Source organism: Aneurinibacillus aneurinilyticus ATCC 12856, assembly GCF_000466385.1.
Lineage (GTDB): Bacteria > Bacillota > Bacilli > Aneurinibacillales > Aneurinibacillaceae > Aneurinibacillus > Aneurinibacillus aneurinilyticus.
In genome coordinates, this window is record NZ_KE952809.1 from 47,106 (window position 1) to 72,565 (window position 25,460).

The 25,460-nt window shown below is 46.0% G+C and carries 21 protein-coding genes; 18 read left to right on the top strand and 3 right to left on the bottom strand.

All coding sequences use genetic code 11. The features are described from left to right. The 8 genes from purM (at window position 1) to cydC (ending at window position 10,624) form a co-directional block, all read left to right on the top strand. The gene (purM, locus tag HMPREF0083_RS14285; RefSeq protein WP_040302853.1) at window positions 1-1,041 is read left to right on the top strand and encodes a phosphoribosylformylglycinamidine cyclo-ligase; all 1,041 of its coding nucleotides are present in this window, start codon (window positions 1-3) and stop codon (window positions 1,039-1,041) included. After that, window positions 1,041-1,682: a phosphoribosylglycinamide formyltransferase gene (purN, locus tag HMPREF0083_RS14290; protein ID WP_021622193.1), complete on the top strand. Its 642-nt coding sequence runs from the start codon at window positions 1,041-1,043 to the stop codon at window positions 1,680-1,682. Before purM ends, purN begins: the two co-directional genes overlap by 1 nt. Beyond that, window positions 1,679-3,229: a bifunctional phosphoribosylaminoimidazolecarboxamide formyltransferase/IMP cyclohydrolase gene (purH, locus tag HMPREF0083_RS14295; RefSeq protein WP_021622194.1), complete on the top strand. Its 1,551-nt coding sequence runs from the start codon at window positions 1,679-1,681 to the stop codon at window positions 3,227-3,229. Before purN ends, purH begins: the two co-directional genes overlap by 4 nt. Before the next feature lie 21 nt (window positions 3,230-3,250). Next, window positions 3,251-4,534, top strand: coding sequence for a phosphoribosylamine--glycine ligase (gene purD, locus HMPREF0083_RS14300; RefSeq protein ID WP_021622195.1), 1,284 nt, complete (start codon window positions 3,251-3,253; stop codon window positions 4,532-4,534). Window positions 4,535-4,769: 235 nt separating this feature from the next. Continuing rightward, window positions 4,770-6,173 carry a cytochrome ubiquinol oxidase subunit I gene (locus HMPREF0083_RS14305; RefSeq protein ID WP_040302855.1) on the top strand — a complete coding sequence of 468 codons (1,404 nt, stop codon included), beginning with the start codon at window positions 4,770-4,772 and terminating at the stop codon, window positions 6,171-6,173. Beyond that, complete coding sequence (gene cydB, locus HMPREF0083_RS14310) at window positions 6,160-7,173, top strand: cytochrome d ubiquinol oxidase subunit II (protein ID WP_021622197.1); 1,014 nt, start codon at window positions 6,160-6,162, stop codon at window positions 7,171-7,173. Before HMPREF0083_RS14305 ends, cydB begins: the two co-directional genes overlap by 14 nt. Further along, window positions 7,173-8,897, top strand: coding sequence for a thiol reductant ABC exporter subunit CydD (gene cydD / locus HMPREF0083_RS14315; protein WP_021622198.1), 1,725 nt, complete (start codon window positions 7,173-7,175; stop codon window positions 8,895-8,897). Before cydB ends, cydD begins: the two co-directional genes overlap by 1 nt. After that, complete coding sequence (gene cydC / locus HMPREF0083_RS14320) at window positions 8,894-10,624, top strand: thiol reductant ABC exporter subunit CydC (protein ID WP_021622199.1); 1,731 nt, start codon at window positions 8,894-8,896, stop codon at window positions 10,622-10,624. Before cydD ends, cydC begins: the two co-directional genes overlap by 4 nt. Before the next feature lie 52 nt (window positions 10,625-10,676). On the opposite strand, the gene HMPREF0083_RS29775 is transcribed toward cydC, so the two are convergent. After that, window positions 10,677-10,808 carry an EYxxD motif small membrane protein gene (locus tag HMPREF0083_RS29775; RefSeq protein WP_021622200.1) on the bottom strand — a complete coding sequence of 44 codons (132 nt, stop codon included), beginning with the start codon at window positions 10,806-10,808 and terminating at the stop codon, window positions 10,677-10,679. 33 nt (window positions 10,809-10,841) lie between these two features. Further along, window positions 10,842-11,099, bottom strand: coding sequence for a YgaP family membrane protein (locus HMPREF0083_RS14325; RefSeq protein WP_021622201.1), 258 nt, complete (start codon window positions 11,097-11,099; stop codon window positions 10,842-10,844). 402 nt (window positions 11,100-11,501) lie between these two features. Here HMPREF0083_RS14325 and HMPREF0083_RS14330 point away from each other — a divergent pair, with 402 nt between their 5' ends. From HMPREF0083_RS14330 to ligA, 10 genes are all read left to right on the top strand, one after another. Then, complete coding sequence (locus tag HMPREF0083_RS14330; RefSeq protein WP_021622203.1) at window positions 11,502-12,701, top strand: ABC transporter substrate-binding protein; 1,200 nt, start codon at window positions 11,502-11,504, stop codon at window positions 12,699-12,701. A gap of 104 nt (window positions 12,702-12,805) precedes the next feature. Then, window positions 12,806-13,684: a branched-chain amino acid ABC transporter permease gene (locus tag HMPREF0083_RS14335; protein WP_021622204.1), complete on the top strand. Its 879-nt coding sequence runs from the start codon at window positions 12,806-12,808 to the stop codon at window positions 13,682-13,684. A gap of 9 nt (window positions 13,685-13,693) precedes the next feature. Then, the gene (locus tag HMPREF0083_RS14340; protein WP_040302874.1) at window positions 13,694-14,665 is read left to right on the top strand and encodes a branched-chain amino acid ABC transporter permease; all 972 of its coding nucleotides are present in this window, start codon (window positions 13,694-13,696) and stop codon (window positions 14,663-14,665) included. Beyond that, window positions 14,643-15,419, top strand: a complete 777-nt coding sequence (locus HMPREF0083_RS14345; RefSeq protein WP_021622206.1) for an ABC transporter ATP-binding protein — start codon at window positions 14,643-14,645, stop codon at window positions 15,417-15,419. The genes HMPREF0083_RS14340 and HMPREF0083_RS14345 overlap by 23 nt, the downstream gene beginning before the upstream one ends. Next, on the top strand, window positions 15,419-16,126 hold the full coding sequence (locus tag HMPREF0083_RS14350; RefSeq protein ID WP_021622207.1) for an ABC transporter ATP-binding protein: 708 nt from the start codon (window positions 15,419-15,421) through the stop codon (window positions 16,124-16,126). Before HMPREF0083_RS14345 ends, HMPREF0083_RS14350 begins: the two co-directional genes overlap by 1 nt. A 163-nt stretch (window positions 16,127-16,289) precedes the next feature. Beyond that, a complete protein-coding gene (locus HMPREF0083_RS14355) occupies window positions 16,290-17,318 on the top strand; it encodes a DUF3048 domain-containing protein (protein ID WP_021622208.1) in 1,029 nt (342 codons plus the stop codon). A gap of 144 nt (window positions 17,319-17,462) precedes the next feature. Continuing rightward, entirely contained in the window at window positions 17,463-17,765 is a 303-nt protein-coding gene (locus tag HMPREF0083_RS14360) for a YerC/YecD family TrpR-related protein (protein ID WP_040302857.1), read from the top strand. 161 nt (window positions 17,766-17,926) lie between these two features. Then, window positions 17,927-18,619 (top strand): heptaprenylglyceryl phosphate synthase, encoded by a 693-nt coding sequence (gene pcrB / locus HMPREF0083_RS14365; protein ID WP_021622210.1) that lies wholly within the window; start codon window positions 17,927-17,929, stop codon window positions 18,617-18,619. Window positions 18,620-18,716: 97 nt separating this feature from the next. Beyond that, window positions 18,717-20,960, top strand: a complete 2,244-nt coding sequence (gene pcrA, locus HMPREF0083_RS14370; protein ID WP_040302875.1) for a DNA helicase PcrA — start codon at window positions 18,717-18,719, stop codon at window positions 20,958-20,960. A 48-nt stretch (window positions 20,961-21,008) separates the two neighbouring features. Then, window positions 21,009-23,018 (top strand): NAD-dependent DNA ligase LigA, encoded by a 2,010-nt coding sequence (gene ligA, locus HMPREF0083_RS14375; protein WP_021622212.1) that lies wholly within the window; start codon window positions 21,009-21,011, stop codon window positions 23,016-23,018. 327 nt (window positions 23,019-23,345) lie between these two features. Here ligA and HMPREF0083_RS14380 read toward each other — a convergent pair whose 3' ends face one another. Then, a complete protein-coding gene (locus HMPREF0083_RS14380; RefSeq protein ID WP_040302859.1) occupies window positions 23,346-25,394 on the bottom strand; it encodes a methyl-accepting chemotaxis protein in 2,049 nt (682 codons plus the stop codon). Window positions 25,395-25,460 lie beyond the last annotated feature (66 nt).

Below are 25,460 nucleotides of genomic sequence, written 5' to 3' on the forward strand. Positions count from 1 at the left end.
ATGAGTGAGGCTTACAAGCAGGCCGGAGTGGACATTGATGCCGGCAATGAAGCGGTAGAAAGAATGAAAAAACATGTCAAGCGTACATTCCGCCCGGAGGTTTTGACGGATTTGGGCGGCTTTGGCGCACTGTTTGGACTTGATATTACTAAATATAAAAAACCTGTGCTTGTTTCAGGCACAGATGGTGTCGGCACGAAGCTAAAGCTGGCATTTGCTATGGATAAGCATGATACGATAGGCGTCGATGCGGTGGCCATGTGTGTGAACGATATTGTTGTTCAAGGCGCGGAGCCGCTCTTTTTCCTTGACTATTTGGCCTGTGGTAAGGTTGTTCCGGAACGCATCGAAGCGATTGTTAAAGGCATTGCTGATGGCTGTGAACAGTCCGGCTCTGCGTTAATCGGCGGTGAAACGGCCGAGATGCCGGGTATGTACGAGGAGTCGGAATACGATATTGCCGGTTTTAGCGTCGGCGTAGTAGATGCGGATCGTGTGATTGACGGGAAAAGCATCGCGCCAGGAGATATGATTATCGGAATGTCATCGAGCGGTGTGCATAGCAACGGTTTTTCGCTAGTACGCAAAGTTCTGCTTGAGGATGCAGGTCTATCTCTTCATGAAGAAATAGATGAATTAAATGGTAAATTGGGAGATGTGCTTCTTACTCCGACCCGGATTTATGTGAAGTCGTGCTTGTCTTTATTAGAAAAAGTAAGAGTCAATGGACTTGTACACATTACTGGCGGCGGGTTTTACGATAACATCCCGAGGATTCTACCGGAGGGCACAGCCGCACACATCGAATATGGTACGTGGAATATTCCGCCGGTATTTAATTTGGTGAAAACGAAGGGGAACGTATCAAAGCAGGATATGTTCCGCACATTTAATATGGGCATTGGCATGATTGCGATCGTCCGGGAGAATGATGCGGACGAGGCGCTTCGCGTATTAGCGGAAGCCGGGGAGCAAGCGCAGATAATCGGACGGATCGTACAAGGAGATAGGGATGTCCGGTTTGGCGGGGTGAATTGGTAATGAAAATCGCCGTTTTCGCTTCCGGTAGCGGCTCGAACTTCGCGGCCATTATGGAAGCTATACAGAACGGAGCGCTGACTGGGGCGGAAGTAGAATTGCTTGTCTGCGACAAGCCGGAGGCATACGTAGTACAGCGGGCTGCACAGTACGAGGTGCCGGTATTCCTATTTAACGCCAAGGATTATCCGGATAAACCGAGCTTTGAGAGGGAGATTCTGCAGCGGCTTGAGAATGCGGGAGTTGAGCTTATTGTGCTAGCAGGGTATATGCGTCTTATCGGTGATACGCTGCTTAAAGCGTATGGTGGACGAATGATCAATCTTCATCCATCGCTTTTGCCATCATTCCCCGGCAAAGATGCCATTGGGCAAGCATTTCGTTATGGAGTAAAAGTTACAGGCATTACTGTTCACTTTGTGGATGAAGGTATGGATACGGGACCGATTATTGTACAGCGTCCTGTGCCCGTATACGGAAAAGATGATGAAACGGCGCTTGCCGAGCGTATCCATAGGGAAGAACATCGGTTGCTTCCGCAAGTGGTACAGCTTCTTGTAAGTGGAAACGTGCGGTTGAACGGACGACAAGTGCAGATTGAAGCGGAAGATTTTGAATACAGTGGAGGAGTGGAAAAACCGTGAGTGGAGTACAAGTAAAACGGGCATTAATCAGTGTTTCGGATAAAACAGGCATCGTAGAATTCGCCAAAGAACTGGATAAACTGGGCGTAGAAATCATTTCTACGGGAGGAACCGCTACCTTGCTGCAGAAGGAAGGCGTGAACGTTATTGGCATCTCTGAGGTGACCGGCTTCCCTGAGATTCTTGATGGACGTCTAAAAACGCTCGATCCGCACATTCACGGTGGCCTGCTTGCGGTGCGAGATGATGAGAAGCACCGTCAGCAGATCGCCGAGCATAACATTACCCCAATCGATTTGGTCGTGGTTAATCTGTACCCGTTTAAAGCTACCATTAGCAAACCCGACGTACCTTTTGCTGAAGCGATCGAAAACATTGATATCGGCGGACCGACCATGCTTCGTTCCGCAGCGAAAAACCATAAATATGTGGCGGTAGTTGTCGATGCGAATGACTACGGCAAGGTGCTTGAAGAAGTGAAAGCAAACGGAAGCATTGCCGAGGAAACGAAACGTAAGCTGGCTGCAAAAGTATTCCGCCATACGGCGGCGTATGATGCGCTCATCTCTCAATATTTGACAGAACAAGTTGGCGAACAAATGCCAGATACGTATACGGTAACATACGAAAAAGTACAGGATTTACGCTACGGCGAAAACCCGCATCAGTCGGCTGCCTTCTACCGCGAACCGTTAGCCGGTGCGGGCAATATTGCTACAGCAAAACAATTGCACGGCAAAGAGCTGTCCTATAATAACATCAATGATGGCAATGCAGCCCTTGCTATCGTAAAAGAATTCAGCGAACCGGCTGTTGTAGCGGTAAAGCATACAAATCCGTGCGGCGTAGGAACAGGCAACACTATTTTTGAAGCATACCAAAAAGCGTATGCATCTGATCCGGTTTCTATTTTCGGGGGCATTATTGCGGCGAATCGCCCGATTGATAAAGAAACTGCGCTGCAACTGAAAGAAATCTTCCTCGAGATCATCATGGCCCCATCCTTCACAGGCGAAGCACTTGAAATTCTGAAAGAGAAGAAGAACCTGCGTTTGCTGGAGCTTGGAGAAATCGTAAGCAAAGAAAAAGCGGACTGGAAGCTGACAAGTGTGGAAGGCGGCGTACTGATTCAGGAAGATGATACGAAACAAATTACGGAAGCAGACCTGGAAGTCGTTACCGATCGGAAGCCGACCCGCGAAGAAATCCAGCAGCTTCTGTTTGCTTGGAAAGTCGTCAAACATGTAAAATCTAACGCTATTGTGTTGGTGAAAGACAGCATGACGATTGGCGTGGGCGCAGGTCAGATGAATCGCGTAGGCTCAGCCCGCATTGCAATTGAACAGGCAGGCGATAAATCCTTCCGCAGCGTATTGGCATCTGATGCCTACTTCCCGATGCCGGATACAGTGGAAGAAGCGGCAAAAGCAGGCATTTCTGCCATTATCCAGCCAGGAGGCTCTATTCGTGATGAAGATTCCATCAAAGCGGCCAATGAGCATGGTATCGCAATGGTCTTCACGAAAGTGCGCCATTTCAAACACTAGGATAAGGAGAGGGAGCTGATTATGAAAGTACTTGTTATCGGCGGCGGCGGTCGCGAACACGCTCTCGTATGGAAGCTTGCACAAAGTCCAAAAGTATCACACGTTTATTGTGCACCAGGAAATGCCGGGATTGCTCAAATGGCTGAATGTGTACCGTTGGATGTAAATGATTTTGCTGCACTTGCAGAATTTGCAAAGCGAGAACATATCGGATTAACGGTTGTCGGACCGGAAGATCCGCTTTTGAATGGCATTGTCGATTTCTTTGAAGAACAGGGCCTTGCGATTTTTGGACCGAAAAAAGAAGCTGCGCTACTTGAAGGAAGTAAGACATTCGCCAAGGATATTATGGAGAAATATCATATTCCGACCGGGGCATACCGATCATTTACGGAATATGATGAAGCGCTGGCATACGTCCGTGAGCAGGGCGCACCGATCGTAATTAAAGCGGACGGCCTAGCAGCAGGTAAGGGAGTAACCGTGGCTTTTACAATGGAAGAAGCTGAAGAGGCTCTTCGTTCCATGATGGTGGACGATGTATTTTCCGGTGCTGGCTCACGTGTAGTAATTGAAGAATATTTGGTGGGTGAGGAGATGACGCTGCTGTCTTTCGTGGATGGCGAGACGGTTATTCCGATGGTTCCTTCGCAGGACCATAAGCCGGTATTCAACGATGATAAAGGACCGAACACAGGCGGTATGGGAACATACTCGCCTGTGCCGCACATGGATGATTCCGTTGTGCAACAGGCGATTGACACGATCGTTCTCCCGACGGCCAGAGCGATGGTAGCCGAAGGGCGACCGTTCCGCGGTATTTTATACACCGGATTGATGATTACTGAAAAAGGTCCGAAAGTTATCGAATATAACGCGCGCTTTGGTGATCCGGAAACCCAGGTCGTGCTCCCGCGTCTTGCGAGTGATTTGGCGGATATTTTCCTTGCAGCAGTGGAAGGCAGGCTTTCGGAATGCCAGGTGGAATGGAAAGACGGCGCAGCGGTTTGCGTCGTCATGTCCTCTGAAGGATATCCAGGCTCCTATCCGAAAGGGCGGGAAATTGCTGGATTGCTGGCAAATACCGATGATGTAGTCGTATTTCATGCCGGTACGGCAGAGCAAGACGGACATATCGTAACAAACGGTGGCCGCGTCCTAGGTGTAACAGCGATGGGATATGATTTATACGAAGCACAGCGTAGAGCATACGAAACGGTGCGTCACATTTCCTTTGAAGGTGCACACTACCGTACAGATATCGGGGCGAAGGCGCTGCGCAAGGCAGAGCATAATAAAAGATAGGGGATAAGGCATGGGCATCTGCTCCATTTTATGGAGCGGGTGCTCATTTTTTTGATCATGTAAAAGATTCGGATGGGAATTTTGTAGATGATATTTTTTGCTGTACAAAAATTTGACGCAGGAATGTACGAAATCTTTCACGGATTATTCTTCAAAACTTCACAAAGTAAAAAAAGTAGTTTGTTACAATAATATCGTGATAAAATTCACAAACATAAAAAAGGAGAGAAAACCGATGGAAGAGTTAATTTTGGCACGTATTCAGTTTGCGTCCACCACCCTGTTTCACTTCATCTTTGTGCCTTTATCAATCGGGCTGGCATTCATCATCGCGGTGATGCAAACGATGTATGTGCTAAAAGGGAATGAACTGTACAAAAAAATGACGAAATTCTGGGGAGCCTTCTTCCTAATTAATTTCGCCGTCGGTGTTGTTACAGGAATTTTGCAGGAGTTCCAATTTGGAATGAATTGGTCTAGCTATTCACGATTTGTTGGAGATGTATTCGGTGCACCTCTGGCAGTAGAGGCGTTACTTGCTTTCTTTATGGAATCAACCTTTATCGGTCTGTGGATTTTCGGTTGGGATAAGTTGCCGAAGAAGATACATTTAGCTTGCATTTGGCTTGTATCTATTGGCACGATACTCTCCGCCTTTTGGATTTTAGCCGCTAACTCGTTTATGCAAAATCCACTTGGCTATACGCTGCAAAATGGCCGGGCAGAAATGAATGATGTATTTGCGGTTCTAACGAATCAGAAGCTATGGGTTGCTTTTCCACATACGATTTTTGCAAGTTTGACTACAGGAGCCTTTTTCATTGTTGGAGTGAGTGCATGGAAAATGCTAAAAAAAGCCGATGTGGAGTTCTTTAAACGGTCTTTTCAAATCTCACTTATTATCGGTATGGTCAGCGCACTGGGCATTGCGTTTTCTGGTCACTCACAGGCAACATATCTTGTCAGCGCTCAACCAATGAAAATGGCAGCAGCAGAAGGGCTGTGGGACGATAGCCCGGACCCTGCACCATGGACTGTCTTTGCGTTAATTGATACCGATAAGCAGGAAAGTACGATGCGAGTTGAAGTTCCTTATATGCTTAGCTACCTGGCGTATGAGCAGTTTCATGGATCGGTTCAGGGAATGAAAAACATTCAGGCGCAATATGAACAAAAGTACGGACCTGGAAATTATATACCGCCTGTAAAAACGACCTTCTGGAGTTTTCGGATTATGGTAGTCATGGGGGGAGGCCTTCTTCTTCTTGCTCTAATAGGACTTGTTCTGCAATGGCGCGGCAGGCTGGAAGAAAGTCCGGCGTATTTGAAATGGATGGTTGCGGCAATATTCATTCCGTATATCGGCAATTCATTTGGCTGGATTATGTCGGAAATTGGTCGTCAGCCGTGGGTTGTAAATGGATTAATGAGGACAGCGGACGGAGTGTCGCCAAATGTGTCAACAGGTCAACTTCTGTTCTCGCTAATTTCATTTTCTCTTATTTACACTATTCTTGCTATTGTAATGGTTTACCTGTTTGTAAAAGTAATCAAACGGGGCCCGCATGAAAAATTGCCTGAGGATGTGTCTGCCACAGATCCATTTAACACGGAGGGAAATAATTATGCATTTAAGTGAACTGTGGTTTTTACTAGTATCCATATTATTCGTCGGATTTGTCTTTTTGGAGGGATTCGATTTCGGTGTTGGAATGGGCACGAAATTCCTTGCTCGCACCGAACAGGAAAAACGGATTTTGCTCAATACAATTGGCCCGGTCTGGGATGCGAATGAAGTATGGCTAATTACTGCCGGAGGTGCGATGTTTGCGGCGTTTCCGCACTGGTATGCTACATTATTTAGCGGATTTTACTTGCCGTTTGTCATTCTATTGCTAGCTCTCATTGCCCGAGGGGTCGCTTTTGAATTTCGCAGTAAAGTGGGTGCGAAGCAATGGCGCCTGGCCTGGGATTGGTCGATTTTCCTCGGGAGCCTACTACCGCCATTCCTGCTGGGGGTGATGTTTGCTAGCCTGATTAAAGGATTGCCCATCGACGGTGAGATGAATATGTATGCTGGTTTCACAGATATTGTGAATCTGTATACGGTAGTTGGCGGCATTGCCTTTGTGCTGTTGTCTTATCTTCATGGGCTTATGTTTATTGGCCTAAAAACAACGGGCGAGATTCGAGAACGTGCCCATCGAATGGCACAGAGAATATATGTAATTATCGGCGTAGTGGTGGTGCTGTTTGTTTCTTTAACTGCATTGTATACAGATGCCTTCAGGGAAAAGGGAACCTTCCTGATTCCGCTGTATAGTGCAGCGATTATTGCATATGCTTGCTTGTATTATTTCATGTATAAAAAGAAGGAAGGATGGAGTTTTGTTTCGACTGGCCTTGTGCTCGCGCTTGTGACGAGTTCATTCTTTGTTGCACTCTTTCCGAATGTCATGATTAGCTCGATTGATGTTGTTAACAATTTAACAGTATATAATGCGGCTTCCGGAAGCTATTCCTTGAAGCTGATGACTATTGTTGCTGTTACGTTGCTACCATTCGTGCTCGCTTATCAAGTATGGAGCTATTATGTATTCCGTAAGCGGGTAACTGATAAGGAGCATCTGGAGTACTAATGGATAAACATCTTTTTCATTATAAAGGCATCAAAGGCGTATTCTTCATAATTGGCTTGCTCACTGTTTTACAGGCAGGGTTTATTGTTTTACAGGCTGTTATGTTGGCAACAGCTATTACAAATATGTTTAAGGGGGCATCGGTCAACGATGTCCTTCTCCTGTTATCCGGGTTTGGGGTTGCATTTTTACTTCGCCAGGCCAGTCAACTCATTAAAGAGAGGGTATCTTATCGTTTTGCCGAAAAAACGGCATACGATATGCAGAAAAAGCTGCTTGCGAAATTGTTCATGCTAGGACCGCGAGAAATTGGAAAGACAGGCTCAGGGAATATGGTAACACTTTGCCTGGAGGGGGTTCAGCACTTCCGAACGTACCTGGAATTATTTATTCCACGAGTTATCGCGACGATAGCTATTCCGGCTATTGTGCTGGCATACATTTTTTATCTGGAATCGGTATCGGGTGTTATTCTGGTGCTTACCATGCCAATCATGCTTGCTTTTTTAATCTTATTAGGTCTTGTTGCGCGTAAGAAAATGGACGATCAGTGGAGTACGTACCAATTATTGTCGCGTCATTTTGTCGACTCTCTACGAGGGTTAGAAACGTTGAAATATCTCGGGAAAAGCAGGCAGCACCGACAAGCGATCGCGCTGGTTAGTGATAAATACCGGATTGCTACTAACCGAACTTTACGTGTTGCGTTTCTTTCAACCTTTTCTCTGGATTTTTTCTCCAGTCTTTCGGTTGCGGTGGTTGCTGTTGGCTTGGGCTTGCGTTTAATTGACGGGAACATGGATTTGCAGACAGCGTTAACAATATTGATTCTGGCGCCGGAGTATTTCCTGCCAGTTCGTGAGGTGGGCAATGATTATCATGCGACAATGGATGGAAAAGAGGCGGGTGATGCGATTCATCAGATTCTTGCCAAGCAAGCCGTGGCATCTGGCTCTGCCGGAGCGGCGATTCCGAAATGGAATGCGTGTACTTCTCTGAAAGTAGAAAAGCTGGCAAGGCAGTATGAGGGCAGGCAGACAGCTTGTTTGCATGATGTGACCTTTCAAGTGAACGGTTATCAAAAAATAGGAATTGTTGGAGCATCAGGTGCTGGCAAGTCAACCTTAATTGATTTACTGGCCGGTTTCTCCTTGCCGCAAACCGCATCCATTTCGATAGGCGGTGTTTCCGTTACCGATTTTGCGATGCCGGGGTGGCAGCAGCAAATCACATATATCCCCCAGCATCCGTACATTTTTGCGGGTACAATAGCTGATAACATTCGCATATATGCCCCGGATGCATCACAACAGGATATAGAGCAGGCACTTCACGTAACCGGATTGGCGCAATGGGTTCATTCTTTGCCCCATGGGATAGAGGAAAGAATAGGAAATGGCGGGCGAGTGCTGAGCGGTGGGGAAGAGCAACGTATTGCACTGGCCCGCGCTTTCCTCCAGAATCGTCCGATTATGCTTTTTGATGAACCGACCGCCCATCTGGATATTGAAACCGAGCATGATATTAAATTGATGATGCTACCATTGTTTAAAAACAAGCTTGTTTTTTTTGCAACACATCGTTTGCATTGGATGAAGCAAATGGATCTTATTTTGGTTATGGAGAATGGGACCATAAAGGAATTTGGAACACATCATGATTTATATGAAAAACGGGGAGCGTATTACGCGCTTATTCGGGCACAGACAGGAGATACAGCATGAAGCAGATGGATCGATACATCACACCGTACATGAAACGATATAGCAAGCAGCTAAGTATCACGATTCTTTTTGGTCTTGCTACGGTTCTTTCCGGGGCCTTGCTTATGTTTGTCTCTGGCTATTTAATTTCGCGGGCCGCCGAACGACCGGAAACGATTTTGTTAATTTATGTACCTATTGTCGCTGTTCGAACCTTCGGAATTTCAAAGGCAGTAGCGCGTTATATTGAAAGACTGATAGGACATGATGCTGTGTTGAAAATATTATCCGATATGCGGGTAAAGCTGTACGATATGCTGGAACCACAGGCGCTGTTTGTCCGTTCCCGTTTTCAAGTAGGCGATTTGCTTGGGACGCTTGCTGATGATATCGAGCATTTGCAGGATGTATATATTCGAACGGTTTTTCCCACTGTTCTTGCCCTTGTTCTATTTATAGCATCCATATTACCTCTGACTTTGTTTGATTGGAAATTTGCGATCTGGGTTGCCCTTTGTCTCGGTGTTATCCTGTTTGTTTTCCCGCTGTGCTCTCTTTATTTGTTAAGAAGAAAACAAATCGACTATAAAAAAAGACGAGCGCATCTTTATCGCCAGTTGACGGATGCGGTTTTTGGCCTCAGCGACTGGCTTATTAGCGGCAAGCAACAATTTTTTCTGGAACAATTTACAGCCAGCTCAGCTAAAATGAATGCCATAGATAAAAAAATGCGCTACTGGAGCCAGTACAGAGCATTCCTGCTGCAAGTTGTCTCAGGCATTATTCTTGTATCTGTGGCAATTTGGGCAGGGAACAAGGCGGGTGCGGGAGACATATACCCTGCCTATATTGCTGCTTTCACACTTGTTGTGCTCCCTATCCTGGAAGCGCTCGTTCCTGTCTCGGCTGCAGTGGAGAAAATTCCTGCCTATGAGGAGTCAATGCAGCGTATTGATGATATTCGTATACAGATGCCGGAACAGCAGGAACAAGGAGGAGTGGTGGCAGAAGAAGTGAATGAAGGGATAATCGATATACGGCAGGTTTCCTACCGTTATCCGGGAGAAGAGCGGCTGGCATTACAGAACATTTCGTTGACGATTCCACACGGACAAAAAATCGCCATCATTGGAAAAAGTGGTGCTGGCAAAACAACATTGCTTCAATTGTTGCAGGGGATATTATCACCTTTGGAGGGAACGGTTTCTATCAATGGTTGTGCCGCGCAGGCTTACCGGGATAAAATCCATGAACGAATCGCGGTGTTAAATCAAAAACCATATCTTTTTGCTACAACGGTAGCAAATAACATTCGATTAGGAGATCCGACGGCAACACCTGAAGATATTGCCAGGGTCGCGGAACAGGTAAAGCTAAACGATTATCTTGCTTCTTTGGAAAATGGATTTGATACACACATGGAAGAAGCCGGACAACGCTTCTCGGGTGGTGAAAGGCAGCGGATTGCGTTAGCGCGTATTTTGCTCAAGAATACGCCCATTGTCATTTTGGATGAACCGACTATCGGACTTGATCCGAAAACGGAGCGAGATTTACTTCGTACGATGTTTAATGCTTTGCAAGGGAAGACAATAATCTGGATTACTCACCATTTAATCGGTGTCGAAAACATGGATGATATTCTTTTTATGGATCAGGGACGTATCATCATGCAAGGAACGCACAAGGAACTGCTGCAAACTTCTTCACGTTATCGCAATTTATATGAACTGGACCGTCCATGGTAAATATGGGAAAAGAGGAGAAGATACCTGTCTTTTCCTCTTTTTCGGCTTGTGGCTATGATTTATAACGGCCACCCGGTCTGCTGTTATATTTAACCCACATATAAATTACGATAATAATGGAAGCGACTACGGTTAAGATAACGTACAGATTGTCGCTGACCACTTCCCACATGAGTCGATCCATGTCGGCTTCCTCCTTTGTACGCTTTTCTTCACACTATTTGAAGCGACGCGGATAGCTATAAATACGGTATGGACGTTTTCCGTCTTCATTTTCCGTGCTTATGCCGAGCATGGCGAGCAGCGGACAGAAACGGGTGATTCCTTCCGCAATTTTTATCGCGCTTAGAATCGTGATAATGAAGGGTGACATGCCGTACGGACGCTGCGCCATACGGGCAGTGCTATAAGAAAGGCCGATAAGTCCAAGTGTAATGCGAATGAATGCGTCACATAAGCCTACATTTTTTTTCATTTTTCACCTGACTCCTCCACAAAAAGCTTGTTCATCTCGTTCTTTATCATGTGAAAAGAACAAAGGAATATACATATTCGCTTCTGTATTTCACTGGAAAATAAGTTAACGAATCAAGAAACTTGTAAAAGAAAAGCAATATTTTGTTATTGTTTTTCTAAGTATGGTATGGGTAAGGAAGTGCTTGTGAAAAAAGGTATACTTTTTAAAAAAACAAATTACTATATTACTAGACGAAAGCGTAAGAATAAGGTAGAATGTTTTCAGAATAATTTCTTTATTGGAAAGAATTTTATTGGTCAATCAATTTAGATGAATGTGATAAGGAGGGTTGGTTTAGAAGCAAGATAAATAAACGCTTGTACGAAATAATTTATTTTATTCAAAAATGGGGGTTACTCGATGAAGAAGAGAAAAGTGGCAGGCATTTTCTTATCGCTCATGCTATCTGCCGGAATGATGGCAGGTTGTGGCGGAGCAAAAGATACAGGCTCCGCGGGTTCAGGCGGCCAGGGTGCGTCCGGTGATACGATTAAGATTGGAGCAAATCTGGAGCTTTCCGGTGGTACTGCTTCCTATGGACAATCTGCCGGTCAGGGGATTGATCTGGCCGTCGAAGAAATTAACAAAAATGGCGGAATTAACGGGAAGAAGCTCGAAGTAGTAAAAGTCGACAATAAGTCGGACCCGGCTGAATCAACCAATGCAGCGATTAAGCTGACAAGCCAGGAGAAGGTAACTGCGATTATCGGTCCGGCTACGAGCGGAGCCGTACTGGCAGAATCAGATATCGCTACAGATAGCAAAACCGTAGTTATCACCCCATCTGGAACGAATACACAAATTACGGTAGGTGAAGATGGTAAGGTGAAGGATTATATGTTCCGTACATGCTTCATTGACCCGTTCCAGGGCACAGTAGCAGCCAACTTCGCTTCCAAAGAGCTGAAAGTGAGCAATGCGGCTATCTTCGCGGATAATGCGAGCGACTATGCAAAAGGACTGGCAGCAGCCTTTGAGAAAACGTTTACTGGAAACGGCGGCAAGATTGTAGCAAAAGAAGCGTATGTAGCAAAAGATACGGATTTCCGCGCCACCCTTACACGTATTAAAGCGGCTAATCCTGACTTCATCTTCATCCCTGGATATTATGAAGAGGTTGGCCTTATTATCAAGCAAGCCCGTGAGATGGGAATTCAAGCACCGCTGATGGGTGGAGACGGCTGGGATTCTCCGACGCTTGTTGAACTGGCAGGAAAAGACGCATTGAACAATGCGTATACGATTGCTCACTACGCATCCGATGATCCAGATCCGAAAATTAAAGATTTTGTTAAAGCATTCGAAGCAAAATACAGTGGAAAATCGCCTAACGGCTTCAATGCGCTTGGCTATGACTCCGTATATTTCCTGGCGGATGGCCTGAAGCGTGCTGGGGACCTCGAGCCTGTGAAGATTAAAGATGCGCTGGCACAAACGAAAGATCTTCCACTTGTATCTGGAAAGTTTACGGTAGACGAGCAACATAATCCGATTAAAGCGGCTACCATTCTGAAATACGAGAACGGTACACAAAAATTTGCGGCGAAAATAAATCCATAAACAAACAGGAAGTAAAAGAATGGGGGGCTTGCCCCCCATTCAGAATTTTATGGGATGCATTACCGCGGTATTGCGCGAAAGTGTTATCCGGGGGGAGTACAGTCATGGAAATAGTACAGCAGATTATAAACGGTATTTCACTTGGAAGTATATATGCGCTCATTGCTCTTGGTTACACGATGGTTTACGGGATTATTAAACTCATTAACTTTGCCCATGGCGACGTCTTTATGGTAGGGGCCTTTGTAGGCTTTTATTCGATAACGGTTATGGGATTGAGTTTTTTCCCGGCCTTGCTGCTGGCCATGATCATTTGCGCCATCTTCGGTGTCCTGATTGAACGTATTGCTTATAAGCCATTACGAAATGCGACAAGAATTGCCGCGTTAATTACGGCTATCGGTGTTTCTTTATTTATCGAATATGGAACGATTTATGTGAGAGGGGCGCAACCGGAAGCGTATCCTGCTGGTGTACTACCAAGCAAAAGCTTCGAGATTCTCGGGGTGACCATCAACAGTCAGTCTATTCTCATTCTGGGTGTTTCCGTTGCACTGATGATTATTCTGCAATTTATCGTTCATAAAACAAAAACAGGAAAAGCAATGAGAGCGGTTTCATACGATGCAGAAGCAGCCCGCCTGATGGGAATTAACGTAGATAATACCATTTCTGCGACGTTTGCCATCGGCTCGGCGCTTGCAGGTGCCGCAGGCGTTATTTTTGGAATTTATTATGTCAAAATCGAACCGCTAATGGGGATTATTCCCGGACTTAAAGCGTTCGTTGCGGCGGTGCTGGGCGGTATCGGTATTATTCCGGGGGCGATGGTTGGTGGACTTGTTCTTGGTGTCGTAGAGTCGTTAGTAAGTGCTGTTGGCTATTCGCTGTGGAGGGATGGAGTCGCTTTTGTTGTCCTAATTTTAATTCTGATTTTCAGGCCTTCCGGACTCTTTGGCAAGAACATCAGGGAGAAAGTGTAGGTGAAAGAAGTGAAACAAAAGCAGACAAAAGGTTTTTGGTTATCCATTCTCCTGGCAGTTGTTGTTTATATCGTGGTACAGGTGCTCTTATCATCATCAATGCTTAACAAATTTTATGAGAATACGTTGTATTTTATCTGCATCAACATTATCCTTGCGGTAAGCTTGCATCTCATTATTGGTATTACCGGTCAATTCTCCATCGGTCATGCCGGATTTCTAGCTGTTGGAGCGTACGCTTCAGCGATTGTTACAATGAAATTACATTTGCCGTTTAGTGTGGCGCTTATTGCAGGTGGTGTTGTGGCTGCATTCGCCGGATTGCTTATCGGTATTCCGAGCCTGCGACTCAAGGGTGACTATCTGGCTATTGCAACATTAGGATTCGGAGAGATTATCCGCATTACACTTCTGAATATTGATTATGTGGGCGGGGCCAGTGGAATGCAGGTCTCTCATATGACAGACTGGACGACGCTTTTCGTCTGCCTTCTCATCACGCTTATCGTTATCGTAAACTTTACGAATTCTACGCATGGCCGCGCATGCATTTCTGTTCGGGAAAACGAAATTGCAGCTGATGCTATGGGCATTAATACAACATATTATAAAGTCGTCGCATTTGCCATTGGTTCGTTTTTTGCGGGGATTGCCGGTGGGTTATACGCACACAACTTCTATATTATTCAGCCGACGAACTTTGGTTTCCTTAAATCGTTCGACATCTTAATCTTTGTCGTACTGGGTGGCCTTGGAAGCATGTCAGGTGCGGTGATTTCTGCCATATTATTGACGGTTATTTCTACCTTCCTACAGGATTATCCAGAGACACGGATGATTATTTACAGCCTTGTGCTTGTTGTCATGATGATTTATCGCCCGCAGGGATTGATGGGTACGAAGGAGATTACGCATTTTTTCACAAAGAAACGCAATGGCATCAAAGGAGGGAAGCCGGATGGCAAACACACCGCTGCTTAAAGTAGACAACGTTGGCATACAGTTTGGCGGATTGAAAGCCGTATCCGGTGTCAATGTAGAATTGTATCAGGGAGAGCTGATCGGACTCATCGGTCCGAATGGAGCAGGTAAGACGACATTTTTTAATTTGCTTACCGGTGTATATGTACCGACGGAAGGTCAGATTACGTTTGGCGGCGAAAAGCTGAACGGATTGGCACCGTACCAAATTACACGTAAAGGCATTAGCCGAACATTCCAGAACATTCGGCTATTTGGCGACTTGTCGGTGCTTGACAATGTAAAGGTTGCATACCATTCGCTGGCTAGGCACTCGATCCTAAGCTCGATTCTACGTCTGCCCTCCCACTTCTCAGGAGAGAAGGAGATGGAGGAGAAAGCGATCGATTTTCTCAAAATTTTTAATCTGGATGGTTTGAAGGATGAGGCAGCCAAAAACCTTCCATACGGACAGCAACGTCGACTTGAAATTGCCCGTGCATTAGCGGCACATCCAAAGCTATTGCTGCTTGACGAACCGGCGGCAGGCATGAATCCACAGGAAACAAAAGAATTAATGGACTTGATTGCTTTTATTCGTAAAGAATTCAACCTGACAATTTTGCTCATTGAGCATGACATGCCGCTTGTAATGGGGGTATGTGAGCGAATTTATGTGCTTGATCATGGACAATTAATCGCGCAAGGCTCGCCGGAGGATATTCGAAACAATCCGAAGGTTATCGAAGCGTATCTCGGCGAGGAGGTTTCCTAATGTTAAAAGTAGAAGAGCTTAATGTATATTACGGCAATATCCAAGCATTGAAAGGTGTATCGCTTGAGATTCATCAAGGGGAAATCGTAACGCTGATAGGTGCGAATGGAGCAGGAAAAAGTACGCTGCTTAAAGCGATTTCCGGTTTACTGAAGCCGAAGCAGGGAAGCATTACCTATATGGATCAGCCTATTGGAGGCAAAGCAGCCCAGACGATCGTAAAGCAAGGTATTTCACATGTACCTGAGGGGCGCCGCGTTTTTGCGAATATGACGGTAGAAGAGAATCTTGAACTGGGCGCATTCCTGCGCAAGGATAAAGATGGTATCCGTCAGGATTTCGAGAGGGTATACGAGTTGTTCCCGCGTTTGCTGGAACGCCGCAAACAGCTGTCAGGTACGCTGTCGGGCGGGGAGCAGCAGATGCTTGCAATGGGCCGGGCGTTAATGGCGCGACCGAAGCTGTTGCTGCTGGATGAGCCTTCGATGGGGCTTGCACCGCTGCTCGTGAAAACCATTTTCCGCATCATTGAAGAGATTAACCAGACGGGCACAACAATCCTGCTTGTCGAACAAAATGCAAACATGGCACTTTCCATCGCCAATCGTGCGTATGTTATCGAAACCGGACGCGTCGTTCTTTCTGGAACAGCCAGTGAATTGAACGAGAGCGATCAAATAAAAATGGCGTACCTGGGCGGGCACTAGGCCATCCCTTGTGCTTGGTGCAGGTATATAAGCTATACCCAATCAACAGGCGTGGTTTTTCATATATAATCGATTTTTATAGAGTATGACAGGCCGTCTTCCGACATAATAGATAGGAAGACGTTTTTTTTTGGATAAGAGATTACGAGAAAGAAGGGGAAATATGACATATAAGAAAACAGCCGCATTGTTGCTGACAGCCGCGCTTGCTGCAACAGTTGCAGGATGCAGTAGGCAAGCTGAACCTACGCCACAAGATAATCAGGCTGTTCCGGTACAAAAAGCACAGAACCAGGTACCGGAAATAACAGCGCCACTGACCGGTTTGCCGGCGGAGGTACAGAGTACGGACCGGGTTGTTATGGTTATGATTAATAATCATAACAAAGCAAGACCTCAATCCGGTCTGGACAAGGCGGATATGGTATACGAGATGCTGGAAGAAGGGCTAATTACGCGTTTTATGGCATTTTATCAGAGCCATTCGCCGGAGATTGTTGGTCCCGTGCGCAGCATTCGTCCTTATAATATCGAGATTGGACAAGGGTTTGACGCTATTATGTCCCATGCAGGCGGCAGCGTCGCTGCGCTTAGCATTATTCGCAATGGAAATTATGCAGACATGGATGAGATTTACGCTTATCCGAAAGCGTACTGGCGTGACAAATCACGCAAGGCACCGCATAATTTGTATACAAGCATTGAAAAGCTGCGTAAAGGAGCGTCCGAAAAAGGATACAACCTGGGTGGGGATGTGCCTGTATTCACATTTATGAAAGAAGAGGATGTTGTACAAGGGGAGGCGGGAACTAAGATAAGTGTGCGGTATTCTAAACGGAATACAGCCGGGTACGAGTACGACCCGAATACAAAACAATATATGCGGCTCACGGCAGGTAAACCGCATATGGATAAGGAAACAGGTAAACAATTGACCGCGACGAATGTGCTCGTTATTGCGGCGCGACACCGTACGCTTGATGGTGAAGGTCGTCTGGAAATTGATACCGTAGGACCTGGCGAAGGTTATCTCTTCCAACGAGGGCAGGCGCGTAAGATAACATGGGAGCGCAGGGACGGAGCGATTCGTGCCTATCAGGACGGCGCTGAGCTGCCGATGTATCCGGGAACAACATGGGTGAATGTTGTTCCGACCACCCCTTCGTTTGCTGAGCATCTGACGTTCGAGTAGCGGACGTCTGTTTTACCGGAAAACGTTTTCCTTGTCAAACTGTGGTGAATTTCATATTATAAAAATAGCTCATGCTTTACTTCTTAAATAATGTAAAGCGGTACTTGCTGAAAGAGTAGTGTGCCCGGAACGGAGGGAAAGTCGGTGCAATTGGATAAAATCAAAGGCAAAGAGCTGGAACAGCTGTTTGAAGTGATTCTGTCATTGGATTCGATGGAAGATTGTTATTTATTCTTTGATGATTTATGCACGGTAAATGAAATGAAGTCGATGGCGCAGCGCCTGGAAGTGGCACGGATGTTGCGTGACAAACAAACATACAGTCAAATTGAAGAAGAGACCGGTGCAAGCACGGCGACCATCTCCCGTGTGAAACGATGCCTTAACTATGGTAATGGTGGATATATGGCGGCGCTGGAGCGGCTGGACGATAAGAAAAAAGCATAAGGTGAAACCTTCACTCGGTGAGGGATTTTTCCCGTTAAGACGGGATAAAGAGCGATATGCACCTGTTTTTCAGGCAAAACTGGAAGACAGGTGCTTTCTTTTGTATGGTAATGCGTAACAAGTGAAAGCAGGATTACACGGCAAAGAGGAGGAAAGAAACGATGGACATGGATAAATGGCGACACATATTTAAACTGGATCCCGACAAAGAAATAGATGACGGAATGCTTGAAGCCGTATGTGAATCAGGCACCGATGCGATTATTGTCGGAGGTACGACAAATATAACGTTTGATAATACGATTGATTTGTTGAGTCGGATCCGTCGGTATGCCGTGCCTTGTGTGCTGGAAGTCTCCGATGTAGACGCTATTGTGCCAGGCTTTGACGCATACTTTATCCCGGTGGTACTGAACGCACAAAATCCGGAATGGATTTTCAATATGCATGTAAAAGGATTGGAGGAACATGGTCCGTTTATTAAATGGGATGAAGTGTTTGTGGAAGGATATGTGGTCGGTAATGAAGATTCGGCGGTAGCGAAATTGACTGAAAGCCGTACCAATATTACGGAGGAAGGGATGAAAGCTTACGCCCGTCTCGCGGATCAAATGCTGAAGCTTCCTATTCTTTATATTGAATTCAGCGGGAGCTATGGAAATCCAGCCCTTGTACAGGCGGCGCAGAAGGTTGTACATAACAGCAGAGTTTTTTATGGCGGAGGGATTCGCAGCATAGAGCAGGCAATAGAGATGGCACAGTGGGCCGATACTGTCGTGATCGGGAATATCATCTATGAAGACATAACACAAGCATTAGCCACGGTAAAGGCGGTTAAGTCCGTTGGAAGATAGTACGGTCGAAAATTGACGAAGAAATCGGCGGACAAATAGGAATGAATGTTTGCTATAATGACAAAGAAATGTTTGCATGGGAAAGGAGTTGTCCGCCTTGTTTATAAATGGAGAAGACGCGCTGCAAGGACTGAATCCGCAGCAGAAGGAAGCCGTACTGGCAACGGATGGGCCACTTTTGCTCCTAGCCGGAGCAGGCAGTGGAAAGACGCGGGTGCTGACGCAGCGCATCGCGTATTTGTTGAGCGAAAAAAACGTAGCACCGTGGAGCATTCTAGCGATTACTTTTACAAATAAAGCTGCCCGTGAGATGAAAGATCGGGTTTCAGCGATTGTGGGGCCAGATGCCGAAGATATCTGGATTTCGACCTTTCACTCTATGTGTGTGCGCATATTGCGGCGTGATATTGATCACATTGGGTATAACCGCAACTTTACGATTCTGGATTCAAGCGATCAGCTCTCGGTTGTTAAGCAATGCCTAAAAGATTTGAATATCGATCCGAAGAAATTCGATCCGCGAGCCGTGCTGGGGTTCATGAGCACAGCAAAAAATGAACTGAAGACACCAGAGCAATATGGAGATATAGCTATGGGGCCAGTGGAACAGGTGGCTCAGCGGGTATATACCTTGTATCAGAAAAAGCTTAAAAGTAACAATTCACTTGATTTCGATGATTTGATCATGAAAACTATTCAATTGTTCGAAGAAATGCCAGAGGTATTACAATTCTATCAGAAGAAATTCCGCTACATACATGTTGATGAGTATCAGGATACGAATCGGGCGCAATATATGCTAGTGAAAATGTTAGCGGCAGGACATAAAAATATTTGTGTGGTCGGAGACTCTGATCAGTCCATCTATCGCTGGCGGGGGGCTGACATTACCAACATTTTAAACTTCGAGAAGGATTATCCGAATGCACGCACAATATTATTGGAGCAGAATTACCGTTCCACGAAGAAAATTCTCGAAGCTGCTAACAAAGTAATAAGTAATAATTTTGGTCGCAAGCCGAAAAATCTATGGACAGAAAACGATGATGGAGCCGCTATCCGTTACTATACAGCAGACAGCGAACATTCGGAGGCATATTATATTGTCGACCAAATCCAGAAAGCGGTGGATCGCGGACGTACATATCGTGATGTGGCGATTTTGTACCGAACGAATGCACAATCCCGTGTAATAGAGGAAGTGTTCGTCAAGTCAGGCATTCCGTACAATATCGTGGGAGGCACGAAATTCTACGATCGCAAAGAGATTAAAGATATGCTGGCGTATTTACGTCTAATCTCCAACCCGGATGATGATTTGAGCCTGACCAGGATTATCAATGTACCGAAGCGAGGTATCGGTGCGGGAACAGTGGAGAAAATCGCGACCTATGCGGCCCAGCAAGGTATCTCTATGTACAGGGCCATCCAGGAAGTGGATCAGATAGGACTAAGCGCACGTTTCACTGACTCGGTGGTGAAATTTGCTCGCCTGATTGCCGAACTGGAAAGCATGCAGGAATACCTTAGCGTGACGGAATTGACGGAAGAGGTGCTCAAGCGTACCGAATACCGGGAGGAATTGCGGCGTGAAGGCACGCTTGAGGCGCGCAGCCGTATCGAGAATATTGAGGAATTTCTTTCCGTTACGATGGAATTTGAGCGTACCAATGAGGATAAGACACTTGTGGCATTCCTGACTGATCTTGCGCTTGTAGCTGACATTGACAAGCTTGATGAAACAGAAGAAGACAAAGGCAATGCAGTCGTCATGATGACATTGCACAGTGCAAAGGGGCTTGAATTCCCGATGGTCTTTCTGGCCGGAATGGAAGAAGGTATCTTCCCTCATTCCCGAGCGCTTCTTGAAGAAGTCGAGATGGAGGAAGAGCGTCGTCTTGCATATGTAGGTATTACGCGGGCTGAACAGGAGCTATTCTTGACTAGGGCGCTGATGCGAACGCTATACGGCCAGACCAAAATGAATGCACCATCTCGTTTTATTGAAGAGATTCCTGAACACCTCATTCAATCGGAAGGTACAGTGCAGGAAAGGCTGGCATCTCGTGCCGGGCGGATGGCACAGCCACAGCAGCGCAGCGGAGTCGTATCGATGCGTTCGCAACAACCGACAGGCGTAGCATCGACGGCTTCAAGCGGACAAGGTGCAGAGACGATGGATTGGAAGGCCGGTGATAAGGTTGCACATGGCAAGTGGGGCACCGGTACAGTTGTATCTATTAAAGGGAGCGGACAGGATTTGGAGTTGACGATCGCATTTCCGAATCCAACCGGATTAAAGAAATTGCTAGCCAAGTTTGCGCCGATTAAAAAAGTATAGGAAAAACTTTTCATTTTCCGATTATCTAAAGGTAAGCGAGGGAAACAGATGGATCGAAACGAAGCTATTCAGCGGGTGGAAGAACTGCGTCATATTATCGAACAACACAACTATTTATATTATGTGAAAGATAACCCGCAAATTTCCGATCATGAATGGGATCGGCTCATGCAGGAGCTGATTCGCCTTGAAAGCGAATTTCCTGAGCTGCTCACGCCGGATTCCCCAACCCAACGTGTGGGGGGACCACCTTTGGAGTTTTTCGAGAAGGTTGAACACACCACTCCGATGCTCAGTCTGGGTAACGCATTCGATGAGCAGGATTTACGCGACTTTGACCGCCGGGTTCGGCAAGGACTTGGAGTTGACGGTGTGATTCGTTACATGTGTGAATTGAAAATCGATGGATTAGCTGTCTCGCTGCGTTATGAAGAGGGAGCACTTGTGCGTGGTGCAACCCGGGGAGATGGCCGCACAGGAGAAGACATTACGCAAAATCTGCGTACTATACGATCGCTTCCGGTTAGGTTGAAGCAGCCGCTCACGCTCGATGTACGTGGAGAGGCCTTTATGCCACGCCGAGCGTTCGAGCGGTTGAACAAGGAACGTGCAGAGCGGGAAGAACCGCTATTTGCCAATCCGCGCAACGCGGCAGCAGGTTCCTTGCGCCAGCTTGATCCGAAGATTGCGGCATCCCGTTCACTCGATATCTTTCTGTATTCTATGGTCGGCGAGGATGTATTGCCGGTCGATACGCATAGCGGAGCATTGAACATGCTTGATGAGCTTGGTTTCAAAGTGAATCCGGAACGTCGTGTATGTGAAGGTATTGATGAGGTTATTTCCTTTATAGAAGGCTGGCAGGAGCAGCGAAGCAATCTGGCTTATGACATTGACGGTATTGTAGTAAAAGTGGATCGTCTTGCATATCAGGAGGAGCTTGGTTTTACTGCAAAGACTCCACGCTGGGCGATTGCTTACAAGTTCCCTGCAGAAGAAGCAGTGACCATCCTGCGCGATATTGAAGTTACAGTGGGTCGCACCGGTGCGGTTACGCCAACGGCTATCCTTGATCCGGTAAGCTTGGCTGGTACGACGGTGCAGCGGGCGTCGCTGCATAATGAAGACATTATTCGGGAGAAGGGCATCATGATTGGAGATCATGTTGTGGTGAAGAAAGCGGGTGATATTATCCCGGAAGTCGTAGCAGTCAAGACAGATCTGCGTACCGGTGATGAGCAGCCATATCATATGCCGACCCATTGTTCGGCCTGCGCGAGTGAGCTTGTTCGTCTGGATGAGGAAGTGGCCTTGCGCTGTATTAACCCGCAATGTCCTGCACAAATTCGTGAAGGGATCATTCATTTTGTCTCCCGCAATGCTATGAATATCGACGGCGTAGGAGAAAAGGTCGTTATTCAATTGTATGAGCATGAGTTGATCCGCAGTGTGGCTGATCTTTATTATTTGGATCGGGAAGTATTGCTTGGATTAGACCGGATGGGAGAGAAATCGGTCGATAATATGCTGAAGGCGATCGAGACGAGTAAGAATAATTCGTTAGAGAGACTGCTGTTCGGACTCGGTATTCGTTTTGTTGGCGAAAAAGCGGCACGCCTATTGGCACAGCAGTTTGGAACGATGGAGAAGCTACAGCAGGCTACAGAAGAAGAGATTATTTCTATTCATGAGATCGGAGTGAAAATCGCGGAAAGTGTCGTGAAATATTTCGATAAGCCGGAAGTGACAGAGACGATCAATCGGTTGCGCGAGGCTGGAGTGAATATGGAATATAAGGGTCCGCGTTTGGAGGAGGTCAAGACAGATTCGCCGTTTTCCGGTAAAACGGTTGTATTGACCGGTACGTTAGAGAAAGTGACCCGCAAGGAAGCGCAACAATTAATTGAGGTCCGCGGGGGCAAAGTATCAGGCAGTGTGAGCAAGAAGACGGATTTAGTCGTTGCCGGTGAAGCGGCAGGCTCGAAGCTGGCGAAAGCAAATGAGCTTGGTATTGAAGTCATTGACGAAGAAACATTTCTTGAATGGGTGAATGACTAAAAAATAGGAAGGTGTCCCCATAGCCAATATCTTTTGTTTTCTTCCTTACATTTATTATATAAACATAATGGCATGGTTTTTGCTTTGTGAGATATAGCGAGAACAAAAAACTCGTGAGAGACAGACTCACTCGAATCCCCGCGTTTCTGTGGAGTTCGTACTTTCATCATGGCCAGATTACAGCGAATGCCGCTTCTAACGTAATTTTTGAATTTATTACTCATCTTGCGCTTAAGAAAAAAGCAGAGAAAGAAGCGTAGCATATGCTGAAAATACGTAAATGCGAACAAACAGGGCGGGATATAGTTTCCGCCCTGTTTGTTATAGCTAGACTTTGAATCTGCCCATTACATCGTTTAATTCTTCAGCCATTTTAGTGAGTGTAAGCGAAGCAGATGCAATTTCTTCCATGGAAGCATTTTGTTCTTCTGCCGCTGCTGCCACGCCCTGGGTTAGTCCTGCTGTTTGTTCAGAAATGCGGGCGATTTGGCTTACGGCTTCTGTCATTTTTTCCTTTTTCGCATCCATTTCCAGTACGACACGATTTACATCCTTCACATGGGCAAACACTTCCTCTGCTGCTTCGAGTATGTCTTCGAACGAGCCGGAAGCGCTATCCGCCATCTCAATCCCTTGCTTTACCTCTGTATTTGTTTCGTTCATCACTTCGGCTGCATGGCGCATCTCTTGCTGAATCTCAGTAATAAGCTGGCTGATTTGACTGGCTGATTGTGTCGATTGTTCGGCCAGTTTACGTACTTCGTCCGCTACGACTGAGAATCCTCTGCCATGCTCACCCGCCCTGGCTGCTTCAATCGCCGCGTTTAGGGCCAGTAGATTCGTTTGTTCGGAAATAGATGTAATAAGCGCCACGATATGGTCGATTTCTTCCGACTTTTTCTCAAGTGAGTGTACGGCACCTGTTAACTCTTCTACCCGCTGGTAAATATGATTCATCTGCCCGGTTACTTCTTTGGCGTTCCGATTTCCGTGTTCAGCTTTCTCGGCGGTTACCATGGAGCGTTCGTTCATCTGTTGTATGCCTTCAGCAATCTGATCCATGCTATCCATAATCTCGGACACGACGTTTCTTGCACCCTCTGAGATAGTAGTCTGCTGTTCAGTACCGCTGGCAACCTCTAACATAGATTCCGTAATTTGTTCTGCTGCCTTGCTTGTTTGCTCAGAGCCTGCTGTTAATTGTTCAGAAGTAGAAGCCACATGATGAGTATGGGAAGCGATTTGTCCCATTGTCTCTCGCAGCGTGTCATTCATGAAATTGAAGTTGCGGAACATTTGCCCGAACTCATCTTCGGTTTTTATTTCAATGTGGTGTGTAAAGTCTCCGCTGGACATTATTCCCGATAATTCATTAACACGTGTAATGTTTCGTATGATATAGCGGCTATATAACAGAATGATAACAACAGCAATGATGATTGCGACCACAGAAGCTGCAATGAGTGCATTCACAAGCGAACGAACAGGAGAAAACATCTCATTTTCTGGAATGACGAGAGAAAGGATCCAGCCGTTCTCTGGAACTTTTTTATAATATATTCGATTTAATCCGTTTTCATCCGTGTAAGTAACCATTCCGCTCTCTTCAGACAGCAGATGTGAGGAGGCCTGGGCCAGTGAAGCATTCGGATCGTTCTTGATGTTTGTTTTCATCATTTTGTTCGGGTCCGCATCGGCCAGGTAGATTCCTTTGCTATCAAGCAGGAACGCTCGTCCTGTTTCGCCGACCTTTGTCTGGCCGACAAGCTTTTGCAGGCTGGATAAATCAACATCACATGTAATTACCCCAAGAAATTCATGATTTTTATTATAAAATGGTACACTGACAGTGAGCATCGAGGTTTTAGTCACCGTGTCAAAATACGGATCAGTATAGACGGCTGGCTGCTTGCTGGCTTTTCCTGTTTTATACCAGTCCATGTTTGGATAATCGTATTCAGTACTATTGAATTCGTCTGATACTTCAAATTTTCCGTCTTTTCTAAAGGCATACATGGCAAAGTATTTTACGTCCTGACGATATTTATAAGGTTCGAAAAAGATGCCGCTAGCAAATGTCTCATTATTGGAGCCAAGTGCATTTTTTAGTATGTCTTCATATTGCTCTTTTGTGAATGAGTGAGCGGAAAACTCCAGGCTACGGGCGAGCAATTCAGGGATTTTCTTGTGAGCAATCAGATTTTTTTCAATAGTAGATGCAAGATTTTGCAATTGCTCATTCATCTTGGCTTCGATTTGTCGGTTCATCAAAGATGAGCTGTAGAAATACGTAAATGTTGTGGTGAATAATAGAACAATCACAAACGTAGGAAGCAGGGAGGCAAGTGTACGCGATTTAATGCTTCTAAATTTCATCTCTTATGAAGTTCACCTTTCTTTTTATAATGTATATCACGCCTGTTGATTATCCATAAGGTGGAA